This is a genomic window from Flavobacteriales bacterium (assembly GCA_016699575.1).
Taxonomy (GTDB): domain Bacteria; phylum Bacteroidota; class Bacteroidia; order Flavobacteriales_F; family PHOS-HE28; genus PHOS-HE28.
The window spans coordinates 1,858,145-1,880,600 of the sequence record CP064979.1 but is presented as its reverse complement, the minus strand read 5'-3'; the positions used below and the strand labels follow the sequence as shown (position 1 = coordinate 1,880,600).

Genomic DNA, 22,456 nt, shown 5'->3' with positions numbered 1-22,456 from the left:
CTCCGTGGTCTTCACTCCCCATGCCCCTCCTCCGCTTCCACTGGGACTTCTTTGGGCCTGATGCCCTTCCCACGGCCGACCACTTCGTGAAGCACTTGCACGAATTCTGCGACAGGTCGGGCATTGTTGAGCGCAGCGCGTGGACCACCGAGCAGCCTGCGCGCTGCACGGCCACGTTGGAGTGCGATGAGGCCCACATGGTCCTTGTTCGCGACCGCCTGCGCCCTAAACGGGCCGAACGTGTGCTCTAGGCGGCAAGGATGAAGTCTTCACCCTCGACCAGTCCGAGCGAAGTGAAGTAGGCCGCAATGCGGTCGCCCGTGCCGCGCTGGCTGATGAACGAGACGATGAGTGCTTCCCCGCGCGGTGGTAGCCGATCGTGCCGGATGAAGGCGTAGCCGGACACCTCACGCGGCTTCACGTCGGTGAACGCATGGATGGCAATGCCAGCAGCTTCCAGCAGGCGTGCACGCGATCGGCAGAGGCCGCTGGTGCCTGCAACGATGACCGGATGTCCGGAGGGGAAGCGCCGCCAGATCCATGCAGCCAGCCACTTCGCTTTGGTGTAGAAGAAGGCGTCCACGCTGTAGTTCGGGTGCGTGCGGCTGAGGCGATCGGCGTGATCGTGCCACGTGAGCAGCTCTTCCGGCAGCTTGGCGAACCGCACGCCGTGGTGCATCCAACGCAGCCAGAGCTCGTGGTCTTCCGGCAGCGGCCCGGTGTCATAGCCGCCGAGTTGCCCCACCAGTTCGCGCCGGAACATGACCGTCGGATGGGCGAGGGGAGCATCCACGAAACGCTTCACATAGTGTTCGTGCGGTGTCAGGATGTTGTTCTGCCAGTCCACGAACCATCGCATGCCGCTGCTCTTCTCTACCGTGGTCTCGAAACTTGTGCGCGTGCCGAGAACACCGACATTAGGATGCGCGATCAGATACTCGACCTGTCGTGCAAGACGATCAGGGTGCGCGATGTCGTCGGCGTCCATGCGGGCGATGAGGGGCGCAGCGCACTGGACCAGCCCGGTGTTGAGCGCATGCGCGATACCGGAATGCGGTTCGTGAACGAGTGCGATACGAGCGTCCCGCTCGCACCATTGCTGCGCAATGCGGACATCATCTTCTTGGCTGTTGTTGTTCACCAGCACCAGTCGCCAGTCCGTGTACGACTGTTGCGCGATGCTCTCAATGGCGGCGTGCAGGGCAGTGCCTGCATTGCGGAAGGGGAGGAGGATCTCGACCACCGGCATCAATCCACGCTCACAAGGGCTTCCTTCACGAGCACCGCCTTCTTCGCCCCGACTTCCGCAGCGATGTCCTCCAGCAGCGCATCCTGCAAACCCTTCACGGAGCCGAAGCGGCGCAGCAGCTTCTCGGCCGTGGCCTTGCCGATCCCGGGGATGTCCTCGAGCCCTGTGCGGATGATCCGTTTGCTGCGCCGCCCACGGTGGTGCGTGATGCCGAAGCGATGGGCCTCATTGCGCAGGTGCTGCAGCAATTTCAACGTGGTGCTGCGCTTGTCGATGTACAGCGGTACGGGGTCGTTGGGGTAGTAGAGCTCTTCCAAGCGCTTCGCAATGCCGATGACGGCCACCTTGCCGCGCAGGCCCAAAGCGTCGATGCTCTCCATGGCCGCGCTCAACTGCCCCTTGCCACCGTCGATGAGGATGAGCTGCGGCAGATCGGCGCCCTCGTCGAGCAGGCGTCGGTACCGGCGGTGCACGGCTTCCTTCATCGTTGCAAAGTCGTCGGGGCCTTCAACCGTGCGCACGTTGAAGTGGCGGTAGTCCTTCTTGCTGGGCTTGCCGTCCCTGAACACCACACAGGCGCTCACGGGATCGGTGCCCTGCGTGTTGCTGTTGTCGAAGCACTCGATGTGGCGGGGTTGCGCCGGTAGCCGCAGGTCCTTCTGCGCGGTCTCCATCAGGCGGGTGGTGTGCGCTTCGGGGTCCACCAGCTTCTCCTGCTTTTGCTTGTCGATGCGGAAGTATTGCGCGTTGCGGAAGCTCAGCTCCAGCAGTTTCTTGCGGTCGCCACGCGTGGGCACGCTGATGGTGCTGTGAGGCAGTCGCAGGTCTATGTCGAATGGAACGATGACTTCCGGCGCTGTGCTTTTGAACCGTTCGCGCAGCTCCACGATGGCCAGTTGGAGCAGCTCGGCTTCGGTTTCATCGAGCTTGCGCTTCAGTTCCACGGAGATCCCGTGCACCACCGCACCGTCGATCACGCGCAGGTAGTTGACGTAGCCGCCGCCCTCGTCCGCCACGATGGTGAACACATCGACATCGCCCACGTCGGTGCTCACCACGGTGTTGCGCCGCTGGAACCGTTCGAGATGATCAAGGCGTTCCCGCAGTTGCTCGGCTTGCTCGAACTCCAGCTGCTCTGCATGGCCGAGCATGGCGTCGGTGAGCATCTTCATCACACCGCGTGCCCGTCCGCGAACGATCTGCCGGATCTCGGCCACGGACTTCAAATGTTCTTCCTCGCTGTAGTGTCCCACGCACGGCCCCTTGCAGTTGCCGATGTGGTATTCGAGGCACACCTTGTACTTCCCGGCGGCGATGTGCTTGGGCGACAGGTCGAGGTTGCAAGTGCGCAGCCGGTAGAGCTTGCGGATGAGGTGCAGGACCGTGTGCATCACCTTGCCGCTGGCATACGGGCCGAAGTACTCGCTGCCGTCGTCCTCCGGGTTGCGCATGCCCTCCACGCGTGGGAACCGTTCGTTGCGGATGCGGATCCACGGGTAGCTCTTGTCGTCCTTCAGCGCAACGTTGTACTTGGGCTGGTGCTGTTTGATGAGCGAGTTCTCCAGCAGCAGCGCATCGAACTCCGTGGCCACAACGATGGTGCGCAGATCGGCGATGTTGCGCACGAGCTTCAGCGTCTTGCCGCTCATGCCGTTGGTGGTGCCGAAGTAGCTGCCCACCCGGCTGCGCAGGTCGATGGCCTTGCCCACGTAGATGATGGTGCCGCCCGCATCCAGGAACTGGTACACGCCCGGCTGCCGGGGGAGCAGCTTCACCTTTTCGCGTACGTCGAGCTCGGACATGACCGCTCAGATATCGAGCACGTTCACGTCGTATAGTTTGAAGGCCGGGTCTGCGGTAAGGATGTGCAGGCCCTCGTGCTTTGCTTGGGCAATGAGCATGCGGTCAAAGGGGTCGCGATGGTGAAGTGGCAGGGTGGTGTATGACTCGATGTGGTCGGTATCCATATCGAGAAGATCCACCTCGAACTGCACTAGACTGTTCTTGAACTGTCGCAACGTTACCCTTGAGTCGAGCTTTGAAATGGATGACTTGATGGCCACCTCCCACAACGACACGATGCTGATGACCACATAATGGTTCTTATCCGTGACGATGTCTCGTGCGGCTGGGCTCAGGCGTTTGTCATCGGTCATCGCCCATAACAACACGTGCGTGTCGAGCAGCACATGGAGATGCTTGCCGTATGAGGGGCGCATCACATGTAATCCTTGAAGTCCTCCAGGGGCTCATCGAAATCATCCGGGATATGGATCTTGCCTTTCAGTAGCCCCAACTGGCGTCGCTGTTTCGTTGGGGTTGTTGGGGAGGGGGACTTCTTGGCGCGCACCAGAAGCCGATCGATGAAGTCGCTCAACTCCTTCTTCAGGTCGGCCGGAAGGGAGTTGATCTTGACCAAGAGGTCCGCTGTGCTCATGTCCCAAAAGTAATCTCGAAGGGCAGGAGCAGGCATTACAGCTTGTGCGCCAACACCACTGTTTTGCGGTAGGTCTCGACGTTCCCGGCCAGATCGAACACTTCGAAGACCACGATGTAAGGGCCCATGCGTGCCTTCTCGTTGGTGTCCAGGATGCCGTCCCAGCTGATGCTGCCCGTGGTGCCCAGCAGTTCGTTCTGCATCAGCTTCTTCGCCTCGCGGCCGCTCTGATCGTAGATGATGATGTTGCCCATGAAGCCCGCTTGGTCAAATCGGTACGCCATGGTGAGCACGTCTTCGAAACCGTCGTTGTCGGGCGAGAAGATGGCGCGGTCGATGACCAGCTCACCGGTCGGCGCATCCGTTGCACTGTACTGGGAGTTGCGATATCCAGGGGTGGCCGAACCGACGGCTTCCGCGGCGCTATGCCAGTTGGTGTTGTCGCTGCTGGGCCGGGCCGGGTCGATGCGCTCCAAGCTCACACCCTCAGTGCTGTTGAGCAGCTCGAAGTGCAGATCATCGTTGTAGCGGAACAGGTCAAGGGTGTCGCCATCCACGTCCATGAGCACCACGGTGCCATCCCCGTTGTTGTAGCTCGGAATATCCGTTTGGAAATAGCGGTCGGTATGGCCCAGTGGATACTCGGCCGTGATGTTCGCTGTGTTCTCGGTTATCGCTATGTATTTGCCGGGCAGAAGAAGCACGGCTTGCGTTGTAATGGCCGTGATGTTCGATATGGTGCCGTTCTCCTCGTTGGCAAGCTTGAGGTCGGCGAGGCTGAGCGTTTTGGAGGAAGCGTTGTAGAGTTCCACGAAGTCGTAGCCGCCCACGCGCGGGTCGTAGAGCACTTCGTTGATCACGATATCGCCGGGTGAAGCCGGTTCGGGCAGGGCGAACGTTGCGGTATTGGAACTGCCGATGGTATTGCCCGGGCAATCGCTAACGCTGGTCACGGAGATCGTGTACTGCTGCCCTACCACCAGCGGTTGGCCAAGGACAAGTGTGGCGGAAGTCACGGGAGGTGCGCCGGCGGTTACGCTCACGACAGTGATCGCGGGAGCGATGGAGTAGGTGCCGGCCACCAAGGATGCCGCGTTCATCTCCTCGTTGAACACCAAGGTGATGGACGTGGTGCTGTTCACCTGCACGCTTACGAGCGATGGTGGCTGAACGTCCGGTGTTGTGTTCAGGATGCTGTTGGCCGTGCCGGGTGTTCCTCCGGCGCCTGCGGTGCTCGCGCTCCAATTGGTACCACCACTGCACGGCGTGCCGGGGTTCTTCTGTTCCAAGGTCCAGCCACCGTCATCCTTCGCGTCATCGTTGTACCAAGCGATGTCGTATGCCACTGCATCGATCACAACACCGCCATCGTCCTTCAGCTCCAATGGATCGCCATCGTTGTTGAGCGAGGGGAACGATGCGATGCTCAACACATCGCCGAAGCCTGGGAACAACGCGGCATTGGCGTCGTCCGTGAGGATGGCATAGGCTCCCGGCAGCAGGTTGAAGGCGGGCAGTACGCCGTTGGTGCTACCGTCCGTGATGATCCATCCCGCCAGGTCGAAGGCATCCGTCGTGGGGTTGTGGATCTCCACGAACTCTGCATCCGGAAGACCGACGGTCGGCGAGGGGTCGGCCATGATCTCGTTGATCACCACATCGCGTGGCCCGGCCACTGCGGGGATGATGAACGTGAAGTCCGTGGAAGCAGCACCAGCCGCATTGCCTGCGGCATCCTCGGCACCGCTCGATAGCAGCGAGTACGTATTACCGCTCGTCAGAGCGATGGAGGGTGTAACGTGCACCAATGCTGGATCAATGCCGTCCTGTAGTTGCGCGCTCACGCCGATGAACGGGATGATGTCGTAGGTCCCGATGGCCCCCGCGTCGAGCGCCTCGTCGTACTGCACATCCACCTGCGTAGCGCTGATGGCGGTCACGCTCATCACGCTCGGCGGTGCCAGGTCCACCGGGATGGCGCCCACGCTGAAGTCGTCGAAGAAGTGATTGTTCACGGCGCTGGCTGCCGTGCTTTGTTCAATGCGCACACCGAAGTGCGTGCTGGTATTGTACGTGGCGTCGAGCACCGTTCCGGCGGAAGTGAACGAGCCAAGAGCACCATCATCGTAAAGCAGTGTCCAGTTGTTCGCGGCATCGCGCGTCACCCGGATCTTGAACGGATTGTCCGTGCTGCTGTTCACGATGCCGTCCGCGCTGGCCAGCAGCGAAATGTTCGTGCCTGCGTCGCTGCGGAACAGCTCCAACCGGTCCTGCGTGCCGCCCATGCGCACGAAGTAGCCGTTGACGCCGCTGGCCAGGTCGGCTGCGCTGCTCATCAGGTACATGTCGGCGTAGTTGGCCCCGCTGGTGCTGAACTTCAGGTTGGCAAACCACTCCCATTGCGCGTTAGTGGACGAGGAGCTGGCCGTGCTCAGATAGTAGTTGGCGGCTCCTGGGCTTTGGCTCTGCAGCTGTCCCGTTGCAGCGGTGAAGAGCGTGGTGCTGCCCGCCCAAACTACACCGTTGGTGAAGTCGTTGTCGCTGAAATCGTCGGCGAACTGGGCGCACACCGATGCGCTCAGGAACAAGCAGCCAAGCGCTGCGAGGAAGGTCGGAAAGGGACGTGCCATCGGCATTCGTGCTGCGGACAAGGTAATAGCTTCGGCCGCCATCAAAGGAAGCAAGGTTCGCATGAAAGTCGCGGTAGTAGGTGCCACCGGTCTGGTGGGCGGTGTTATGATGAAGGTGCTCAAAGAGCGCAACTTCCCGGTGGATGTCTTCCTGCCCGTGGCGAGCGATAAGAGCGAGGGCAAAACGGTGCGGTTCCGGGGGAAGGACCACACAGTGGTGACGATGGCCCAAGCGGTGGCCTCAGCACCCGACCTGGCGCTGTTCTCGGCGGGTGGCACCACCTCATTGGAGTGGGCCCCCCGGTTCGCCGAAGTGGGCACAGTGGTAGTGGACAACAGCAGCGCGTGGCGCATGGACCCCACCAAGAAGCTGGTAGTGCCGGAGATCAATGGTCACCAGCTTACGGCTGCGGACAAGATCATCGCGAACCCCAACTGCAGCACTATACAGATGGTGTTGGCCTTGGCGCCGTTGCACAAGGCATACGGCGTGCAGCGTGTGGTGGTGAGCACCTACCAGAGCGTCACGGGCACCGGCCAGAAAGCGGTGGCTCAAATGGAGAACGAGCGCAACGGCGTGAAGGGCGATATGGCCTACCCGTTCACCATCGACCGCAACGTGATCCCGCGCTGCGATGTCTTCACCGACAACGGCTACACCAAGGAGGAGATGAAGCTGGTGAACGAGACGAAGAAGATCCTCGACCCTTCGATCCGCGTGACGGCCACCGCCGTGCGCGTGCCGGTGACCGGCGGCCACAGCGAAGCCGTGAACGTGGAGTTCAGCAAGGAGTTCGATCTGGAGGTGGTGCGCCAGTTGTTGCGTGAAGCACCCGGCATCCTGTTGCTCGATGAACCCGGCAAGGACGAATACCCCATGCCGCTATTGGCCAACAACCGCGATGAGGTGCTGGTGGGCCGCCTTCGCCGCGACGAATCGCAGCCCTGCACGCTCAACCTATGGATCGTGGCGGACAATCTGCGCAAGGGCGCGGCCACCAATGCGGTGCAGATCGCGGAGCTATTGGTGGCGAAGGGGCTGTTGAAGGCGGTGGGCCGGAACTATTGATTCCGGTCGCCTGTTGGGTAGCTTAGTTCCTCTAGGTTCAATACTCCAAGTTGGGCGCGCCGCTGGTGTCCATCAACGTGAAACCCGGAGTGACTCTTAGAAGTGTGCAGGTGATCAGAAAGCACTCGGGTCGCAGCCATGCCTGTCCAACAGGTTCGAGCACCAACCCTCGTGAGTAGGCACCCCCGATGTCGAGGGTCAGCTTCTCGGATAGCGCAAATCGCCAACCAGCCTCAAAACCAACCTCGAACTGTGTAGCACCAAAGCCATCCACCCCGCGTTGATCATTGAACTCCTGGAGTGTGTCAACGTTGGCCAAACTCCCTTCGGAGATGCCGGTGACGCGATTGCCGATGGGTAGGCCCAGTCCGGCTCGGAGTCCGACCCTAACACCGTCGGCCAAGCCTAGATATGCTGGACGGAACACGATCGGTATATGGTAAAGTTCCACCGTCAACGAATCATACTTGTAGCCTAAAGGAAACGCCTGCAACGAGACTATGGATAGCTCGGACCGAGAGAGACCGACTTGGATTGGCAGCACCGAATTGCGGTCGATCCGGATTTCCCACCCCAAGCCGATTTCGCTGAACCAACAGGGCTCAGTTTCGAGCCTGCGCAACCCGTGATCTCTTGTGCTTCGCCATCTCTCTGAGCCGACGCTCGCAGTAACGAAGGCTGCATCCTGCGCGAAGAGAACCCCCGACACGAAGCATGCGGAACAGAACGCTGCTCTCAAATGCGCTTCCACGGTAAGCGAGGTCAGAGCCGTATTTCGTATCGAACAACCACTCGGCCATCCAGTAGTTCGATATAGACCCCATAGGCCCCGGAGGGCCAACCATTTACGCTGACCACCGTTTCTCTTTCCGGCGCTTCTTGTTGCAGCCGCATCACATTGTTCGCATCTCGAACAACAATACGACTTACCACACCCCGTTCCAGCGGCTCAAGGACCTTTACGGTAAACACACCACCACCGCCAACAGGATTTGGTGAGAGCTCGAAAAAAGGCGCCAACTCTGTATGGTTCAGGTTGATGATGTCACATGGACCTATCACGCAGTCGTCCCGCTTAACACCAACGGAGTAGTCCGTTCCGCATTGATTCGAGCTTTCCATGCGATAGACGGCGCAAAAGTCCGTTGCACCACCAGTGTTCGTGTGAACCATGGCGTGCCAGGGCTCGACGGGATATGTAACGCCATTGTACTCTTGAGTGGTAATCTGCTGCCCGTCGAACCAATAGCGATGGTCACCACCCCAGCCGTCACTGGGCTCAATGTGACACACCATGGTCACGTCGGTGCCGCAAGGCGCAACATCCACGGAGGCAGTCGTAATCCTGGGCTTCCCAACCCACACATCCTTAGTAAAGGCCCCATTGCCCCAAGATTCTGCAGCGTTCGAACTAACGGCTTGAACGTAGCTCATGTCGTTAAAACCCGAGTTGGCCATTACTGCAATGCTGTTGTCGCTCTTATGCAAGAGGGTAAGGCCGGGCCCCACCTCCCAAGCAATGTGACCATAGTGACCCTCTACTGTATACGTCGTGGGGCTCCCGAAGCAGACCACCTCGGGTCCGACCAAGTCGGTTGTAATGCCGGAATATAACGCAGGAAGGAACAGATTGTTGTCTCGTTGCCAAACCCGGACATAGTCCACTTCCATGTCGTGCGGGAAGCTCAGAGGGTCATTATCAGAGTTGCTCTGGCAAAAGGAATCGTCGTTAGGGTCTGGAGTCAGCTGAGAGTTATTGCTCATGCCTGTGCTTATCAGCAGAGGCAGGTAGGCGTCATTGTTTGGGTGCAACGGATGCCACCAGTAAGTTCCGGCACCAAGCGGATCGCAACCGCTTATCGTAGTACCAGATGCGGTGATTATGCCGGGAGCGGCTCTTACTAGTGATCCGTCGACATACCATCGTACCCAGTAATAGTCCCATTCGAGTGTATATGTGTGGAACCCACCACTCGAAGAAAACCCCATGCCCGATGAAGCGGTTTCCGAATGTCTTTCATTATCGTAGTAACGATGCCGTGACGTCTTGATGTCGCTCATATGGTTCCCACAGAACTCGAAGCCGTCAAGCTCGGTAGCGAACCCCTGGGGGTCATAACTCGTGCCCCCAAACAGCCAGAAAGCCGGCCAGTACATCGGGGCGGCGTACGTATCCGGCATCTTGCACCGTAACTCGAACTTCCCCCTCCGGAAGCGCCATGGGTGGTTAGAGTAAATGATGCCGGTTGAGTAGTCGGCATTTGCACCATACCAAGAACCTGGCTCATAGTTGGTCCGGGGAACGTGAGATGGCCATCGCCGGTTTGGATGACGTTGTGATCACGAACAATCGAATTTGATCCCCCGCCCACTTGCGACCTACAGGGTAAGCACTCGTCTGAGCCGTCATTCGAAAAAGGAAAGTAGGTCGTCCAGTTAGACGTGTTCACCTCATCACCATTGAACTCATCATGGAAGACAAGACGATAGGTCTGCGTTTGGCAGGTCTCCCAGTTGTTGTAAAGGAACATCGTGTTCCAATGCTGCGGTGCAATCTCGTTAGTCCACGGATTGTTCGGTGGTTGGGCATTGAGAGAACCAAAGAGCAAGGCGAAAGCGAAACTGGCCAGCAGTGATAAGGCCTTCATGGCGACTTGTGTTTTGGTGATACTCCCCGAAATAGTAGGGTAACGCTACGAAAGGTTTTGAACCTTGACAAGCTGTGTTGATATCTCTTGAAGCCGCTGGACTGCGTGCAAGGGCCGCAACATGTGTTGCATTTGGCGGTTGTCAGGCTACGGCCCGTGAGCCAGCCAGTTTCTTGAGGTCAGAGCTCCAGCCGCGCCACCAGTCGGACCACGACTTCCTGTGCCAGCTCCAAATGCTCCGCCTGTAATCCAGCTTCCCGCGCGCCCATCACGTGCTGTATGCTATCGTCGATGAAGAGCGTGCGCGCAGGATCGGCCCCGTGCAGCCTCAGCACATGATGGAACGCCTCCGCATGCGGCTTGCGCAACCCGATCTCGCAACTGTAGTAGGCACCGTGGAAGCAATTCTTGAAGTCGGCGATGCCGTTCTCCCGCCGGATGATGTCCGAGAAGGCCGGCACGTGGATGGCGTTGGTGTTGCTGAGCAAAAGGACTTGGTACCGGGAGCGAAGGTCTTCCACCAGTTGCATGCGCTCCGGTGGTATGCTGCCCAGCATGGCGTTCCAGCAGCGGTCGATGGTAGCATCATCCAACAAGGGGCTCACGACCTGTCGCACCCCATCGCGGAACTGGGCTGAGCTCAGGTGGCCCGTCTCGAACCCGTCGAACAGGTGGTCCTGCTTAGCCTTGCTATAGAGCCGGTCGAAATCGGGGAAACCAAGCGCGGCAAACTCCAGTGCGGTGCGTTCGTAGTCCACGTCGATGAGCACGCCGCCCAGATCGAGGAGGATGGTGTCAATGCCGTTCTTCATCAGGGGCCGCGAAACTATCGGCGGCTACTTTCGCCGCCTCATTTCATGGGCCTGTAGCTCAGTGGTCAGAGCAGGGGACTCATAATCCCTTGGTCGTAGGTTCAAGTCCTACCAGGCCCACTATCGTTCCGGTCCGGCGCGCACGGCCTTCACTTCGGCCTTGAACCCATCGATGCGCACGGAGCCTTCACCGGGCAACCATACGTAGAGCTTGAGGGAGTCGCGCGGCCCCGGCGCACCCATCGGAAAGGCACAGTGCCAGGTCTCCGTGGCTGCCGCCGGGGGTGTCGGCAGGTCGTTCAGCTTGAAGGAATAATAGAAGCTCTGCGCACCGTCATTGCCGATCTCGCACACCACCACGGCCTCCCGTGAACTGCCCGGAGAGGGTTCCGTGCGCGTGATCCACGCCTCCACGAACAGACGGCGGTCAGGTAGTTGTGCGCTGTCAATGGCCAGCCCCTGTCCGTAGGGGTTCTGCGCGTCCAACGTGCTCGCACCCAACTCGCCTGCGAACACATCGTCGTATCCGTGCGGCGCGTACTGGGCCATTTCGAAGTTGCCGCCCAGAGCACCGCGCCAGGGGTCACCGGTTCGCAGGAACACTGCCTTGTACTTCCGCCACGACATGCTGTGCGGATGGATGATGCCCTTCTCGTACTGCCACGTTTGCACCGTGTGCAACGCGATGAGAATGGCACTTGCACCCATCATGACGCGCCTCCATGCGCTGCCCACGGCACCCAAGAACGCGGTGATCGGCAGAGCGAAGACCGGGAAGTGGTCGATCAATGGACGCATGCCGAAGCCGTCCCCGTAGTACCAGCTCCACCACGCGCTGGTGATGTAGATCAGCAGAACGAAGTAACCCGTGAAGAGCAGGCCACCGCGATGCGACCGGCGCCAGAGCAGCACCGTGCCGGGGATCAACGCAAGCATTACCGGCCACCAGAAGAAGAAGCCGCGCATGGGGCCGAACAGGACTTCCAGCACTTCAGGCCGCGACCAGTGGAAGCCCTCATCCCCATAGGACCACGCGAACCAATGACCGCATTGCATCCACCACATGAGCGGTTGCAGCCCGGCAACCAATGCCACCACCGCGCAGGCCATCAACCAAGTGCGCATCCTGAAGGTGCGTAGAAGGCCAGGCAGTGAAGCGCCCGGTGCAATGACCAGCGGCGCGGCAAGCACAACCATCACGTTCACCGGTCGGAGGAGCGCTATGATGCCCAGCCAGAACACTGCCGCAACAAGAGACTTGTCGCGCCGATCACTGAAGGCCCGCTGAACAGCCCGTAGGAAGCACGCAACCGCCATGAACGACCAATGGTGCGAGTACGCCGAGGACATCGCAGCGCCGTACATCATGGATGTTCCGCCCGCAAGGAGGACCAGCACCCAAGCGATCGTCTTATCGGTCGCGCCCCATGTCAACAGCACCCGGCGAAGCACCACTAGCCCAATGAGCAACGAGAAGACACCGCTCAGGGCGATCGCGATGTGGTAGGGCTTCTCGTATCCGGTGCGAAGACCGCCCTGTGCGCGCACCATCATGTCAGCGCACAGGAAGAAGGGGACCTCCATCACAGCGACGCCCACCGGGTACTTGCGCACACGGCCTTGCGGGGTCTCGTTGATGTAGGCCGTCGCCCCCGCGTCATGCTGCAGATCGCCGTGGATGAACAACGCTGGCAGATAGCTGTAGTAGCCGATCGCGTCGCCACGGATGGTGCGCTCCCACGCATGTCCGCTCTCGCCTTTGATGCGCCACTGGGACACCATTAGCAAGCACGCCAGTGCGATGATGGCGATCGCGCTCAAAGAATAGCGCTGCTTTCCCAGCGGAATGCTTTCCATCAGTAGGGAGCCACGGTCCAAAGCCGCGCGTGAAGGTCGTCCACCAGGAAGCGCGCGCGGCCTTTGTTCCAGATGTAGAACCGCAGTTCGCTTCCGGGTTTTGGCGCAGGCAGTTCCACGGTGTAGCGCAGTTTCCGCCAGTGTTCGGCCGTGCCACCAGGGACGGGGTTCAGGCGACCAGGGTTGTAGTAGTAGGCAGGTAGGCCTGGTTGTTCCAATGTGAACACCGCCAACGCATCGAACGAGTCGCGTGGGCGCTCTTCGTACCGCCAGAGCGTTACCTCGATGAACATCGGCCGCCGGATGGTGCTGTCCAACGGAAGGATGAACGATGGACCGTATTCCGCCGAGCTATCGAGCACACACACGTTGGTCCTGGACTTTTCGGGCCCAACCATCTCCGCAATGCGGCCGGGGTTCCAGTGCGCCCCGACTTCTTCCACGGTGCAACGCTCTTCCAGCAGCAGTTGCAAGCCGTTCGGGCTGTAGGGTGGGACATTGTCATGTGCGCCAAGGGCTTGGTGGAGCTGCGGCCCCTCGTGCGTGAGCACCCAACGGTACTTCTCGCGGTCCATGCCGCGGTCGTCGAGCTGGTAGCTGTTGAACTTGTGCGCCCACCACAGGTGGTATGCGCAAGCAAGGACCATGAAAACACGCGTGCCAACTGAAAGCCATTGTCGCTTCAGGTCGTTCAGCATCAAACCCCAAGCGATGGCGAACACCGGGTAGTGGTCGATGAACACGCGATGCCCGAACGTTCCGGCGTAGTACCAGATCCACCACGCGCCTATGACGAAGCTCACGAGCCCCCAGTACACCAGGGATGAAATGCCACGTATGCGGTCCTTGCGCAAGAGGTGGACGTTCGCGATGAGCGCCACGAGCAGGACCGGGGCGTACAGGAACAGTCCCTTGCGGAAACCGAACAGCACATGGAACGTGTGCGTGTCGTGCCAGTGGAAGCCCTCATTGCGGTAGCTCCACTCGAACCAGTTCCCGGTCTGAGCGTGCCACAGGAGGGCTTGCACCGAGAGCATGGCCAGTAACGCAAGGAACGATGCCGCGAAGAGCTGCAGGCGCGCGAAGAGCATCTTGACGAAGGACCATGTGTCCTTACCAAGGACGATGGGCAGAGCTAGCGCGACCAGTGCATTCGAGGGCCGCAGCAGGATGATGAGCCCCAAGCACGCGCCCGTGAGAACCACGCGACCAACCGTGTATCTCCGCTGCAGCCGTTGGACCGAAAGCAGGAACGCAGCCACGGCGAAGAACGAATAGGCGTGCGACCAGCCCGGGTGCATGCTGGTGTATTGCAGCAACTGCGTGCCCCCCGCCAACGATGCGACGACCCACGCTCGCGGACCGGGCCGAACGTACAGCCCGCGCAAAAGCAGGTTCAAGAACCACAGGCCCAGCAACGAACAGGACCATGCGGCTACCCGCGTCGAGGCTCCGTAAGTCCAAGCATCGGGATAAGGTCCCAGGTCGAAGGCTTGCGCAAGCCCGTGGCCGATCAGGAAGAACGGGGCCAGAAGAAGGGCCTCTCCGCAGGTGTACTTGTTGAGCGTTCCTGTGGGAGTCTCGTGCACGTAGTCGCTGTCGTAAGGTTCATGGCCAAGGTCGTGGCGGATGAAGATGGCGGGCAGGTAGGCGTGGTAGCCTTCGGCATCGCTGCTGATCACGGCGCGCTGACCCTTGTCGTACACAAGTGCGAAGACCACGAAGAGCAGGGCCGCACCGATGAGGGCAAGGAGCGGAGCGCGTTCGGTGCGGACGTGGGTGGTCACCAGGCCAAAGATGCGTTCGGCCCGCTTGCCCCATCTTCGCCGGGCATGCGCGTCATCATCACGGGAGGGGCGGGGTTCATCGGTTCGCACACGGCGGTTGAACTGGCGGTGGCCGGGTTCGAGCCGGTGCTCATAGACGATCTCCGCAACTCGCAGGAACGAGCGATCGAAGGCATATCGCGCATCATCGGCCGCAAGCCGGAGGTACATCTGATCGATTGCGGTCGCGAAGACCTGCTGGACGAAGTGTTCGCAGCAGGGCCCGTGCACGGGGTCATCCACTTCGCGGCGGACAAGAGCGTGCCCGAGAGCGTGGCCGACCCGCTGAAGTACTACCAGAACAACATCGGCTCCACGGCGGCGCTCATGCGCGTGATGGCAAGCTACGGGGTGAAGAACCTCGTGTTCTCCTCCTCGTGCACCGTGTACGGACAGCCCGACAAGTCGCCGGTGACGGAACTCATGCCCATCGGCAACGTGAACTCGCCCTATGGCTACACCAAGGTGGTGTGCGAACGGATGGTGCAGGATGCCGTTGCCGCAGACCGCGATTGGCGGGGTGTCATCCTTCGGTACTTCAATCCCGTGGGCGCGCACCCCAGTGCGCACATCGGCGAGCTGCCCATCGGTGTGCCGATGAACCTTGTGCCGTACATCACCCAGACCGCTGCGGGCGAGCGCAAACAGCTCACGGTGCACGGCAACGACTACGCAACACCCGACGGCAGTTGTATCCGCGACTACATCCACGTGGTCGACCTGGCCCAGGCGCATGTCCGAGCGCTGCAATGGATGATCGGTCGGTCAGCGCCTTTGTGCGAGGTGTTCAACCTGGGTACCGGCAAAGGCAACAGCGTGCTGGAGGCGGTGAACATCTTCAAGGAAGCCACCGGAGCAACCCTGCCCTACGCGATCGGCCCCCGCAGAGCAGGTGATATCGAGGCCATCTGGGCAGACACGACCAAGAGCAGGGAAGTGCTGGGGTGGATCCCTCGGCTCTCCTTGCGCGATGCCTTGGTGGATGCATGGCGGTGGCAGCGATCATTGGCCAAGTGATGCGTCGGACCGCAGGAATGATACCAGCCGTCAACCGCATCTTGGTAAGAAGCCCCAGATGACCAAGCAAGTGAGCAAGCTGCCCCATGTCGGCACCACCATCTTCACGGTGATGAGCAAGCTGGCGGCCGAGTGCGGCGCCATCAACCTCAGCCAAGGCTTTCCGGATTTCCCCATTGATGACAAGCTGAGCGAGCTGGTGAACGCGGCCATGAAGGCCGGTCACAACCAGTACGCACCCATGCCCGGACTGCCGACACTGCGAGAAGCGATCAGCAGCAAGGTGTACCGCCTCTACGGTTTCCGATATGACCCGGAGACGGAAGTCACGGTGGCGTCAGGGGGCACACAAGCCATTTTCACCGCCATAGGTGCCGTGGTGCACCCCGGCGATGAGGTCATCATCGTGGATCCTGCGTACGACTGCTACTCGCCCACGGTGGAGTTGTTCGGTGGCAAGCCGGTGCATGTGCGGTTGGGGAATGACATGAAGTTCGATGCGGATGCCGTGCAGGCGGCCATCACACCTCGCACACGCATGCTCATGGTCAACACGCCACATAACCCCGCGGGGACGATCCTGCGCGATGCCGATATGAAGCGCATCGTGGAGATGCTTCGCGGCACGGACATCATCCTGCTGAGCGACGAGGTGTACGAGCACCTGGTCTTCGATGGAGAACCACATGCTTCGGCGGTCAACTACCCCGAACTGCGCGAACGCGCCTTCGTGATCTTCAGCTTCGGCAAGGTGTTCCATACCACCGGCTGGAAGATGGGCTATGCGCTGGCGCCGATGGAGCTGATGACCGAGTTCAGGAAGGTGCACCAGTTCAACGTCTTCAGCGCGAACACGCCGATCCAACACGCGCTGGCCGCCTACATGATGGAACCATCGAACTACGAGGCCGTTCCCACCTTCTACCAGGCCAAGCGCGATCGGTTTGCGAAGGGCCTGGCAAAGTCGCGGTTCAAACTGCTGCCCTGTGAAGGCTCTTACTTCCAGACCGCCGACTACAGCGCCATCAGCAGTGAGAATGATATGGCCTTTGCGCAGCGCGTGACACGCGAGTTCGGCGTGGCCACCATTCCACTCTCACCGTTCTACAAAGAGCCGCCCAAGGACCAGCACCTCCTTCGTTTCTGCTTCGCCAAGCAGGACGCTACCTTGGACGCAGCCATTGAGAAGCTATGCCGGATCTGAGGGTGACACTTGTGCAGAGCATGCTCCACTGGGAGGATGCGGAAGCGAACCGTGCGATGTTCGCGGAGAAGCTCGCCGTGCTGAAGGGGACGACCGACCTCATCGTCCTGCCGGAGATGTTCACTACGGGCTTCAGCATGCGCAGCACCGACCTGGCTGAACCCATGAGCGGAGCGACCGTAGCGTGGATGAAGGAGCAGGCCAAGGCGACCAATGCCGCGCTGTACGGCAGCGTCATTATCGCTGATGATGGCAAGCGCTTCAACCGCGGGCTGTTCCTCACCCCGGAGGGACAAGTCACGACCTACGACAAGCGCCACCTCTTCCGGTTCGCTGGCGAGACCGAGCACTACAGTGCGGGGAAGGGACGCGTGGTTGTGGAATGGCGCGGATGGCGTCTGCTACTTCAGGTCTGTTTCGATCTGCGCTTTCCGGTTTTCGCACGCGATCGCGGGGACTACGACGCCATCGTGTACGTTGCCAACTGGCCCGAGGCGCGCCGATACCCCTGGAGCCAGCTCCTCATCGCACGTGCCATTGAGAACCAGTGCTACGTGGTCGGCGTGAACCGGGTGGGCATGGACGGCAAAGGCAATCACTACTCAGGTGATAGTGTCGTCATCGACCCGCGCGGACAGATCTTCGCTCAAGTCGAACCATCGCAAGAAGGAACGGCGACGGCCACCTTTGAACGGAACGCGCTTGCTGACTTCCGCGAGAAGTTCCCGGTGAGCAAAGAGGCCGACGAATTCAACCTGGAGCTCTAGCGCAGCAGGGTCACATGGCCCATCTGCTTGATCTCGCGGCCCAGAGAACCATTGGTGTCCTCCAGGAACCGGTATGTCATGCGCCACACGTACACATCGTTGGGCAACAGCGTGCCGTTCGCCGTGCCGTCCCAACCATCGCCGGGGCTGTTCGTCTGCCAGAGCACGATGCCGTTGCGGTCGTACACCTGCATCTCCAATTGGGCAATGTTCTTGCCGACAGCAATGAACAGGTCGTTCACCCCATCGCCGTTCGGCGTGAAGGTGTTGGGGACATAGATGGCGGCCGGGCAGAACTCGTTCACCACGGCGCTGTCGGCCAATGCACAATCGTACTCGTTGGTGATGGTGACGAAGTACCAGCCATATGCCCCGGCCAAGGTCACTTGGTTCGTATCTCCATGGCTCCAAACGAAGCCGCTGCCGTCATTACCGGCATCTATGGCCACGTGGTGTGGGTCTTCGTCCAAGCAGGTGAAGAACTGGTGAGTGGCCATGCTCACCGGGCTGGGGTTGAAGTGCACGTTGATGGCATCCGTGGTCACACAATAGCCGTTGTTCACGGCCACCGAGTAGCTGCCTGTGGAGGTCACGCCAATGGTCTGCGTCGTCGCGTTCGTGCTCCAGTTGAAGGTTGATCCGGGATTCCCGGCATCAAGCGTCAGCACTTGGCCCTCGCATAGCACGGTATCAGGGCCAAGGTCCACCACGGGGTAGTCGACGAACAGGACTTCGGCATCGAAGGTTGCGCTGCAATCAGCGGCATTGGTGACCGTAACGCTGTACGTGTTGCTCGTGGTGGGGCTGATGGTCTGCGTGGTGGCGTTCGTGCTCCACAGATAGGTGCAGCCCGCGTTGCCTGCGTTCAGCAGCACAACGTCGGTGATGCAGGCGGTAACGTCCTGCAGGTTGTCCACGGGCAAGGCCTCGAACGTCACTTCGATGCTGTCGCGGGTGGTGCAAGCGGCGTTGGTCACATCCACCCAGTAGATCCCCGAGCTGATCGGGGAGATCGCCTGTGTTGTGGCGTTGCTGCTCCACAGGAATGTTGCGCCTATGTTGCCCGCGTCCAAAGTCACGGGCTGTCCGGCGCATAGCGTGGTGTCGTTGCCGAGGTCCACGATGGCGGGCGGAACCAGGGTCACAATGGCGTCGAAGGTGAGCGTACAGTTCTGTGGTGTCGTGACTTCCACGATGTAGGTGCCGCTTGTGCCCGCTACGATGGTCTGCGTGGTCGCGTTGGTGTTCCATTCGAACGTGCTGCCGGGATTCCCGGCGTCGAGCACCACTTGCTGTGTACTGCACACCGTAGCATCCTGCAGGTTGTCCACCGGGTTGGCATGGAAGGCCACATGCACGGTGTCGCTGTTCTCACAACCGTTCACATCGGTGATGCGCAACCAGTAGTCGTTCGTGGCCCCCACCGTGATCTGTTGCGTTGTTGCCGTGGTGCTCCAGAGCACATCGTTCCCCGGACTGTTCGCGTTCAGCACATGCGTTGTTGCGCCGCAGAGCTCAACGTCGGGTCCAAGGTTCGCAACTGGCAAAGGGTTCACCGTTACGTCGAACTCGCGCACTGCGGTGCAGCCCATGGCATCGGTGATCGTAGCGGTGTATTGCCCCGTGGCGGTGACCGTGATCTGCTGGGTGGTGGCGTTCGTGCTCCACAAGTGGTCCATACCTGGATAACCAGCGTCGAGCACTGCGGTTTGCCCCTGACAGATGGAAACAGCGGGGGGCTGCACCGGATCATCGAAGGCTACAACAATGCGTGTTGTGTCGGTGGCGGCGCACCCGTTCGCGTCCGTCACCGTCACCACGTAAGTCGCTGAGGTGTCCACCAGGATCGTGGGGCTCTGGATGTTGCCTGCATTGAGGAAGCCCACCGGCGCCCATTGGTATTGCGGTGCCGGGACGTTGTGCACCACGGTTAGTTGCATGCCCAGGGCACTGCAAACGGTATCGCTTTGTGTTGCGTTCAGCACATAGGGAACGTTGGTCGTCACCGTGGTGCTGCCCGTTAGCTGGCAACCGGTCAGGCCGTCCGTCACGGTCACCGTGTAGGTGGTTGTGCCAGGCAATGTTGCAACCGGGTTGGCGATGCTCGCGTTGTTCAATGATGCCGATGGCGACCATGCGAATTGCAGGTTGGCGCCGCCGGTCACGGTGGCGTTCAACTGCACTTGCTCACCCATGCAAACGCTGTTGTCGCTGGCCGTCACCACCAGGTTGCTCATGTTGCCCACGGTGATGGTCACGCTTTCGTTCGCCGTGCAACCCTCGGGGCTCGTGGCCGTCACCGTGTAGGTGGTAGTGGTTGCGGTATTGGCGACCGGCGATGCGCTGGAGGTACTGCTCAGTGTGCCGTTGTTCGGCAGCCAGGTGAACTGATGGCCTGCTCCGGCCGTTGGTACAGCGTTCAGCTGCACTTGCCCCTGTGCACAGATCACTGAGTCGTTCGTCACGTTCAGCGTGAACATCTCACCCACGGTGAAGTACACCGAATCGCTGTACATGCACTGGGTCATGGGATCCGTCGCATCCACCTTGAGATGGCCCGATGCGGCCGGGAACGCCATTGGCTCGATGGCAGTAGGGTTGCTCACGCTGGCGGCTGGGGTCCACAAATAGTCGAGCACGGTGTTGTCCCAGGTGGTGATGAGCACTTGGTCGATGGCCCAGACATCCTGGCCTGCACCACTGCTTGCGAGCTGCCTCAGCCGGAACATCGTGTTCGCGCTTTGCATGGCAGCGTTGATGGGCACTACCACGGGGGAAAAAAGCGGATAGCTGGCCTCATTGAACGTGGCCGCCGCGCTCCATGCACCACCACCGTTGGTCGAGTACTCGAGCACCACATCCTCGCCGGGATCGGCATCATCGCATGGCGCAACGCCGTTCGCGATCTTCAGGGTGAACCGCACCGAGCCACCGCTCGACACGTCGAACCCGACGGTGGTGGCACTACGCACACCGGCTCCGTCGAAGTAGAGCGCATCGCCGGTGATGCTGCCGCACAGCGCGGAGGTCGTGCCGCCTTGGATACTGCTCCAGAACGCCGCTGGTGGCGCGTTGAAGGCATCGCGTGCGATCACGGCCTCCACGTCAACGTTCATCGGTACCTGGTCGCCACTGCACAGTATGCTGTCGTTCGTGTGGATGTCGAACGAAACCACGTTGCCGGGATCCACGTCCACCAGGATGCTGTCCTTCAAACCATCGCAACCGAACGGCGTGTTCACCTCCACCACGAACCAGGTGCTCTGGTTCACCGTGGCGATCGGATCGCTGATGGTGGGGTCATTGAGCAGGTTGGCAGGGCTCCAGCTCCAGATGGCGCTGGCAGGGTTGGGCAATGTGGCAGTGAGCTGGATCGGTTGTGCGGTGCAGCCCGTGGTGGTGCTTGCTGCAAGCGACAGCGGCGGTTGCACAACGGCTTCCACCAGGAAGCTCTCGGTCATCTGGCAGCCGCTCGGCAGGATCGTGCCGGTGCACAGCACGGTATCGCTGCTGGTGGGCGTGAAGACGAAGTTCTGCTGCGTGCTGAGGATGTTGCCGGGATTGCTGGCGAAAGCCCATTCGTACGTGGTGAAACCAGCGGGCCCCTGCAAGCTGACTTGTCCGCTTGCGCAGATCACGGTGTCAACGGGCGTGGTGGGCGTGGTGCGATCCCCGATGGTGAACCCGTAGCTCTCGCCCATGCCCCAGCCATAAGCGTAGGCCAGGAAGCCCACAGGCGACTCCAAGCGGTGCACGCCAGCGCTTACTTGCACGGTGCCATGCACCATACCGGGGCACGCCGCGTAAGGCTGGAACGGGCCGTTGCCGACGACGTTCCCGTCCAATTGCAACTGGCCAAGCCCTGCAGCCGGCATCACCACGGCCACGCGGTGCGTGGTGATCTGTCCGCTGGCCATGGTCGTCCAACGGCCCTTGTTGCTCAGCCGGTCTTGTGGCGAAAGGAGCACCATGCTCGGGTCGCCGGCACCGCTGCAGTTGAAACCTTCATTGATCTGCGCGGCGCTCACGGGTTTGTCGGCATGGATACAGACGGTGGTGGTCGCTCCGTTCACCACAAGGCTCTGGCCTGCGTTGAGCAAGGTGGGCGCACCGTTGTCGATCGTTACGCTGGTTGCGTTCTGGTCGGCCATTACGCGGTAGGTGTACGTGTTCATGCCGGGCAGCATCACCGTGTGGAAGTCCGTGCCCCATGTTTCCAGCGGCAGGCATTGTTCGAAGATGTGATCGCACGCAGGGCAGCCGGTGGGCACGTTGGCGCACATGCTCCCGCCGAAAACCGCGAAAGGACGGCAGGGGCCATTAAGCACCGTTCCTACCACCGTAGTGCCGGTCAGGTCAGTGGTCTCCAGAGCGCTCATCACTTGGTAGGTCTCGCCGGCATCCAGGTCCACCGTGTACGGCACACCCGCGGCGTGACCGCCATCGGTGTCCACGGAAGGTGTGATCGTCACTTGCGTACCGTTCTCCGTTGCGACGATCAGGAACTCGCTCCGGTAGAAGTTGTTGAAGCCGATCAGGCCCGGCCCGGCATCCACACGGTAGTTGAGCCCAAGCGAACCAACGGGCAGGATCTGCGCACCGTCCACGCTGAAGTTCTGGAAGTTGGTGGCCACCACGCTGACACTGTCATTGGCAACGATGTGCACGCCTTTGTCGCCTACCACATCGCCCAGCACGTTCTCGGCCGTGACGGGCACCGCGATGTTCGTCACGCCACCTGCCGTGACGGTGAACGGCATGCTCCACCCCTGTTGAGGGATGCTTACCGTACCACTGGTGGCCACCTGGCTGCTGATGGAAATGCGCAGGTTCTGGGCGTTGTACGCGTTGCGCATGAAACCCGCCCAGAACTCCTTGCCCATGGTGGGCAACTGAGCGTTTTGGGCCAAGGTGACGGGCATGATCGCCAAGGCACAGGC

General features: G+C 60.7%; 15 protein-coding genes and 1 tRNA gene. 6 read left to right on the top strand and 10 right to left on the bottom strand.

Features of this window, described 5'->3' with window-relative positions; all coding sequences use genetic code 11:
• Nucleotides 1–20 precede the first annotated feature (20 nt).
• Nucleotides 21–251: a hypothetical protein gene (locus IPJ76_07785; protein QQR88100.1), complete on the top strand. Its 231-nt coding sequence runs from the start codon at nt 21–23 to the stop codon at nt 249–251.
• Here the strand turns inward: IPJ76_07785 and IPJ76_07780 are convergent.
• From IPJ76_07780 to IPJ76_07760, 5 genes are read right to left on the bottom strand one after another with little or no spacing between them, the layout of a single operon-like run.
• Nucleotides 248–1,249 carry a glycosyltransferase gene (locus tag IPJ76_07780; GenBank protein QQR88099.1) on the bottom strand — a complete coding sequence of 334 codons (1,002 nt, stop codon included), beginning with the start codon at nt 1,247–1,249 and terminating at the stop codon, nt 248–250. The genes IPJ76_07785 and IPJ76_07780 overlap by 4 nt on opposite strands.
• The gene (gene uvrC, locus IPJ76_07775) at nt 1,249–3,051 is read right to left on the bottom strand and encodes an excinuclease ABC subunit UvrC (GenBank protein ID QQR88098.1); all 1,803 of its coding nucleotides are present in this window, start codon (nt 3,049–3,051) and stop codon (nt 1,249–1,251) included. Before uvrC ends, IPJ76_07780 begins: the two co-directional genes overlap by 1 nt.
• Nucleotides 3,052–3,057: 6 nt before the next feature.
• The gene (locus IPJ76_07770; protein QQR88097.1) at nt 3,058–3,468 is read right to left on the bottom strand and encodes a type II toxin-antitoxin system VapC family toxin; all 411 of its coding nucleotides are present in this window, start codon (nt 3,466–3,468) and stop codon (nt 3,058–3,060) included.
• Nucleotides 3,468–3,686, bottom strand: a complete 219-nt coding sequence (locus tag IPJ76_07765; GenBank protein ID QQR88096.1) for a DUF2281 domain-containing protein — start codon at nt 3,684–3,686, stop codon at nt 3,468–3,470. Before IPJ76_07765 ends, IPJ76_07770 begins: the two co-directional genes overlap by 1 nt.
• Before the next feature lie 35 nt (nt 3,687–3,721).
• Nucleotides 3,722–6,316 carry a lamin tail domain-containing protein gene (locus IPJ76_07760; protein ID QQR88095.1) on the bottom strand — a complete coding sequence of 865 codons (2,595 nt, stop codon included), beginning with the start codon at nt 6,314–6,316 and terminating at the stop codon, nt 3,722–3,724.
• Nucleotides 6,317–6,377: 61 nt separating this feature from the next.
• On the opposite strand from IPJ76_07760, the gene IPJ76_07755 reads away from it, so the two are divergent.
• Nucleotides 6,378–7,385 carry an aspartate-semialdehyde dehydrogenase gene (locus IPJ76_07755; GenBank protein QQR88094.1) on the top strand — a complete coding sequence of 336 codons (1,008 nt, stop codon included), beginning with the start codon at nt 6,378–6,380 and terminating at the stop codon, nt 7,383–7,385.
• 762 nt (nt 7,386–8,147) lie between these two features.
• Here IPJ76_07755 and IPJ76_07750 read toward each other — a convergent pair.
• Entirely contained in the window at nt 8,148–9,626 is a 1,479-nt protein-coding gene (locus tag IPJ76_07750; GenBank protein QQR88420.1) for a family 16 glycosylhydrolase, read from the bottom strand.
• A gap of 586 nt (nt 9,627–10,212) precedes the next feature.
• The gene (locus IPJ76_07745) at nt 10,213–10,845 is read right to left on the bottom strand and encodes an HAD family phosphatase (GenBank protein ID QQR88093.1); all 633 of its coding nucleotides are present in this window, start codon (nt 10,843–10,845) and stop codon (nt 10,213–10,215) included.
• Nucleotides 10,846–10,892: 47 nt separating this feature from the next.
• Between IPJ76_07745 and IPJ76_07740 the strand changes: the two genes are divergently transcribed.
• Nucleotides 10,893–10,965, top strand: a tRNA-Ile gene (locus IPJ76_07740).
• Here IPJ76_07740 and IPJ76_07735 read toward each other — a convergent pair.
• Both IPJ76_07735 and IPJ76_07730 read right to left on the bottom strand, forming a co-directional pair.
• A complete protein-coding gene (locus IPJ76_07735; GenBank protein QQR88092.1) occupies nt 10,966–12,702 on the bottom strand; it encodes a hypothetical protein in 1,737 nt (578 codons plus the stop codon).
• Nucleotides 12,702–14,489 (bottom strand): hypothetical protein, encoded by a 1,788-nt coding sequence (locus IPJ76_07730; protein QQR88091.1) that lies wholly within the window; start codon nt 14,487–14,489, stop codon nt 12,702–12,704. Before IPJ76_07730 ends, IPJ76_07735 begins: the two co-directional genes overlap by 1 nt.
• 45 nt (nt 14,490–14,534) lie before the next feature.
• On the opposite strand from IPJ76_07730, the gene galE reads away from it, so the two are divergent.
• The 3 genes from galE to IPJ76_07715 are packed head-to-tail and all read left to right on the top strand — an operon-like array spanning nt 14,535 to nt 17,516.
• Complete coding sequence (gene galE / locus IPJ76_07725; GenBank protein ID QQR88090.1) at nt 14,535–15,545, top strand: UDP-glucose 4-epimerase GalE; 1,011 nt, start codon at nt 14,535–14,537, stop codon at nt 15,543–15,545.
• Nucleotides 15,546–15,603: 58 nt separating this feature from the next.
• Nucleotides 15,604–16,749, top strand: a complete 1,146-nt coding sequence (locus IPJ76_07720; protein ID QQR88089.1) for a methionine aminotransferase — start codon at nt 15,604–15,606, stop codon at nt 16,747–16,749.
• Entirely contained in the window at nt 16,737–17,516 is a 780-nt protein-coding gene (locus IPJ76_07715; GenBank protein ID QQR88088.1) for an amidohydrolase, read from the top strand. Before IPJ76_07720 ends, IPJ76_07715 begins: the two co-directional genes overlap by 13 nt.
• On the opposite strand, the gene IPJ76_07710 is transcribed toward IPJ76_07715, so the two are convergent.
• Nucleotides 17,513–22,438 (bottom strand): gliding motility-associated C-terminal domain-containing protein, encoded by a 4,926-nt coding sequence (locus IPJ76_07710; protein ID QQR88087.1) that lies wholly within the window; start codon nt 22,436–22,438, stop codon nt 17,513–17,515. The two genes, IPJ76_07715 and IPJ76_07710, sit on opposite strands and share 4 nt — an antisense overlap.
• Nucleotides 22,439–22,456 lie beyond the last annotated feature (18 nt).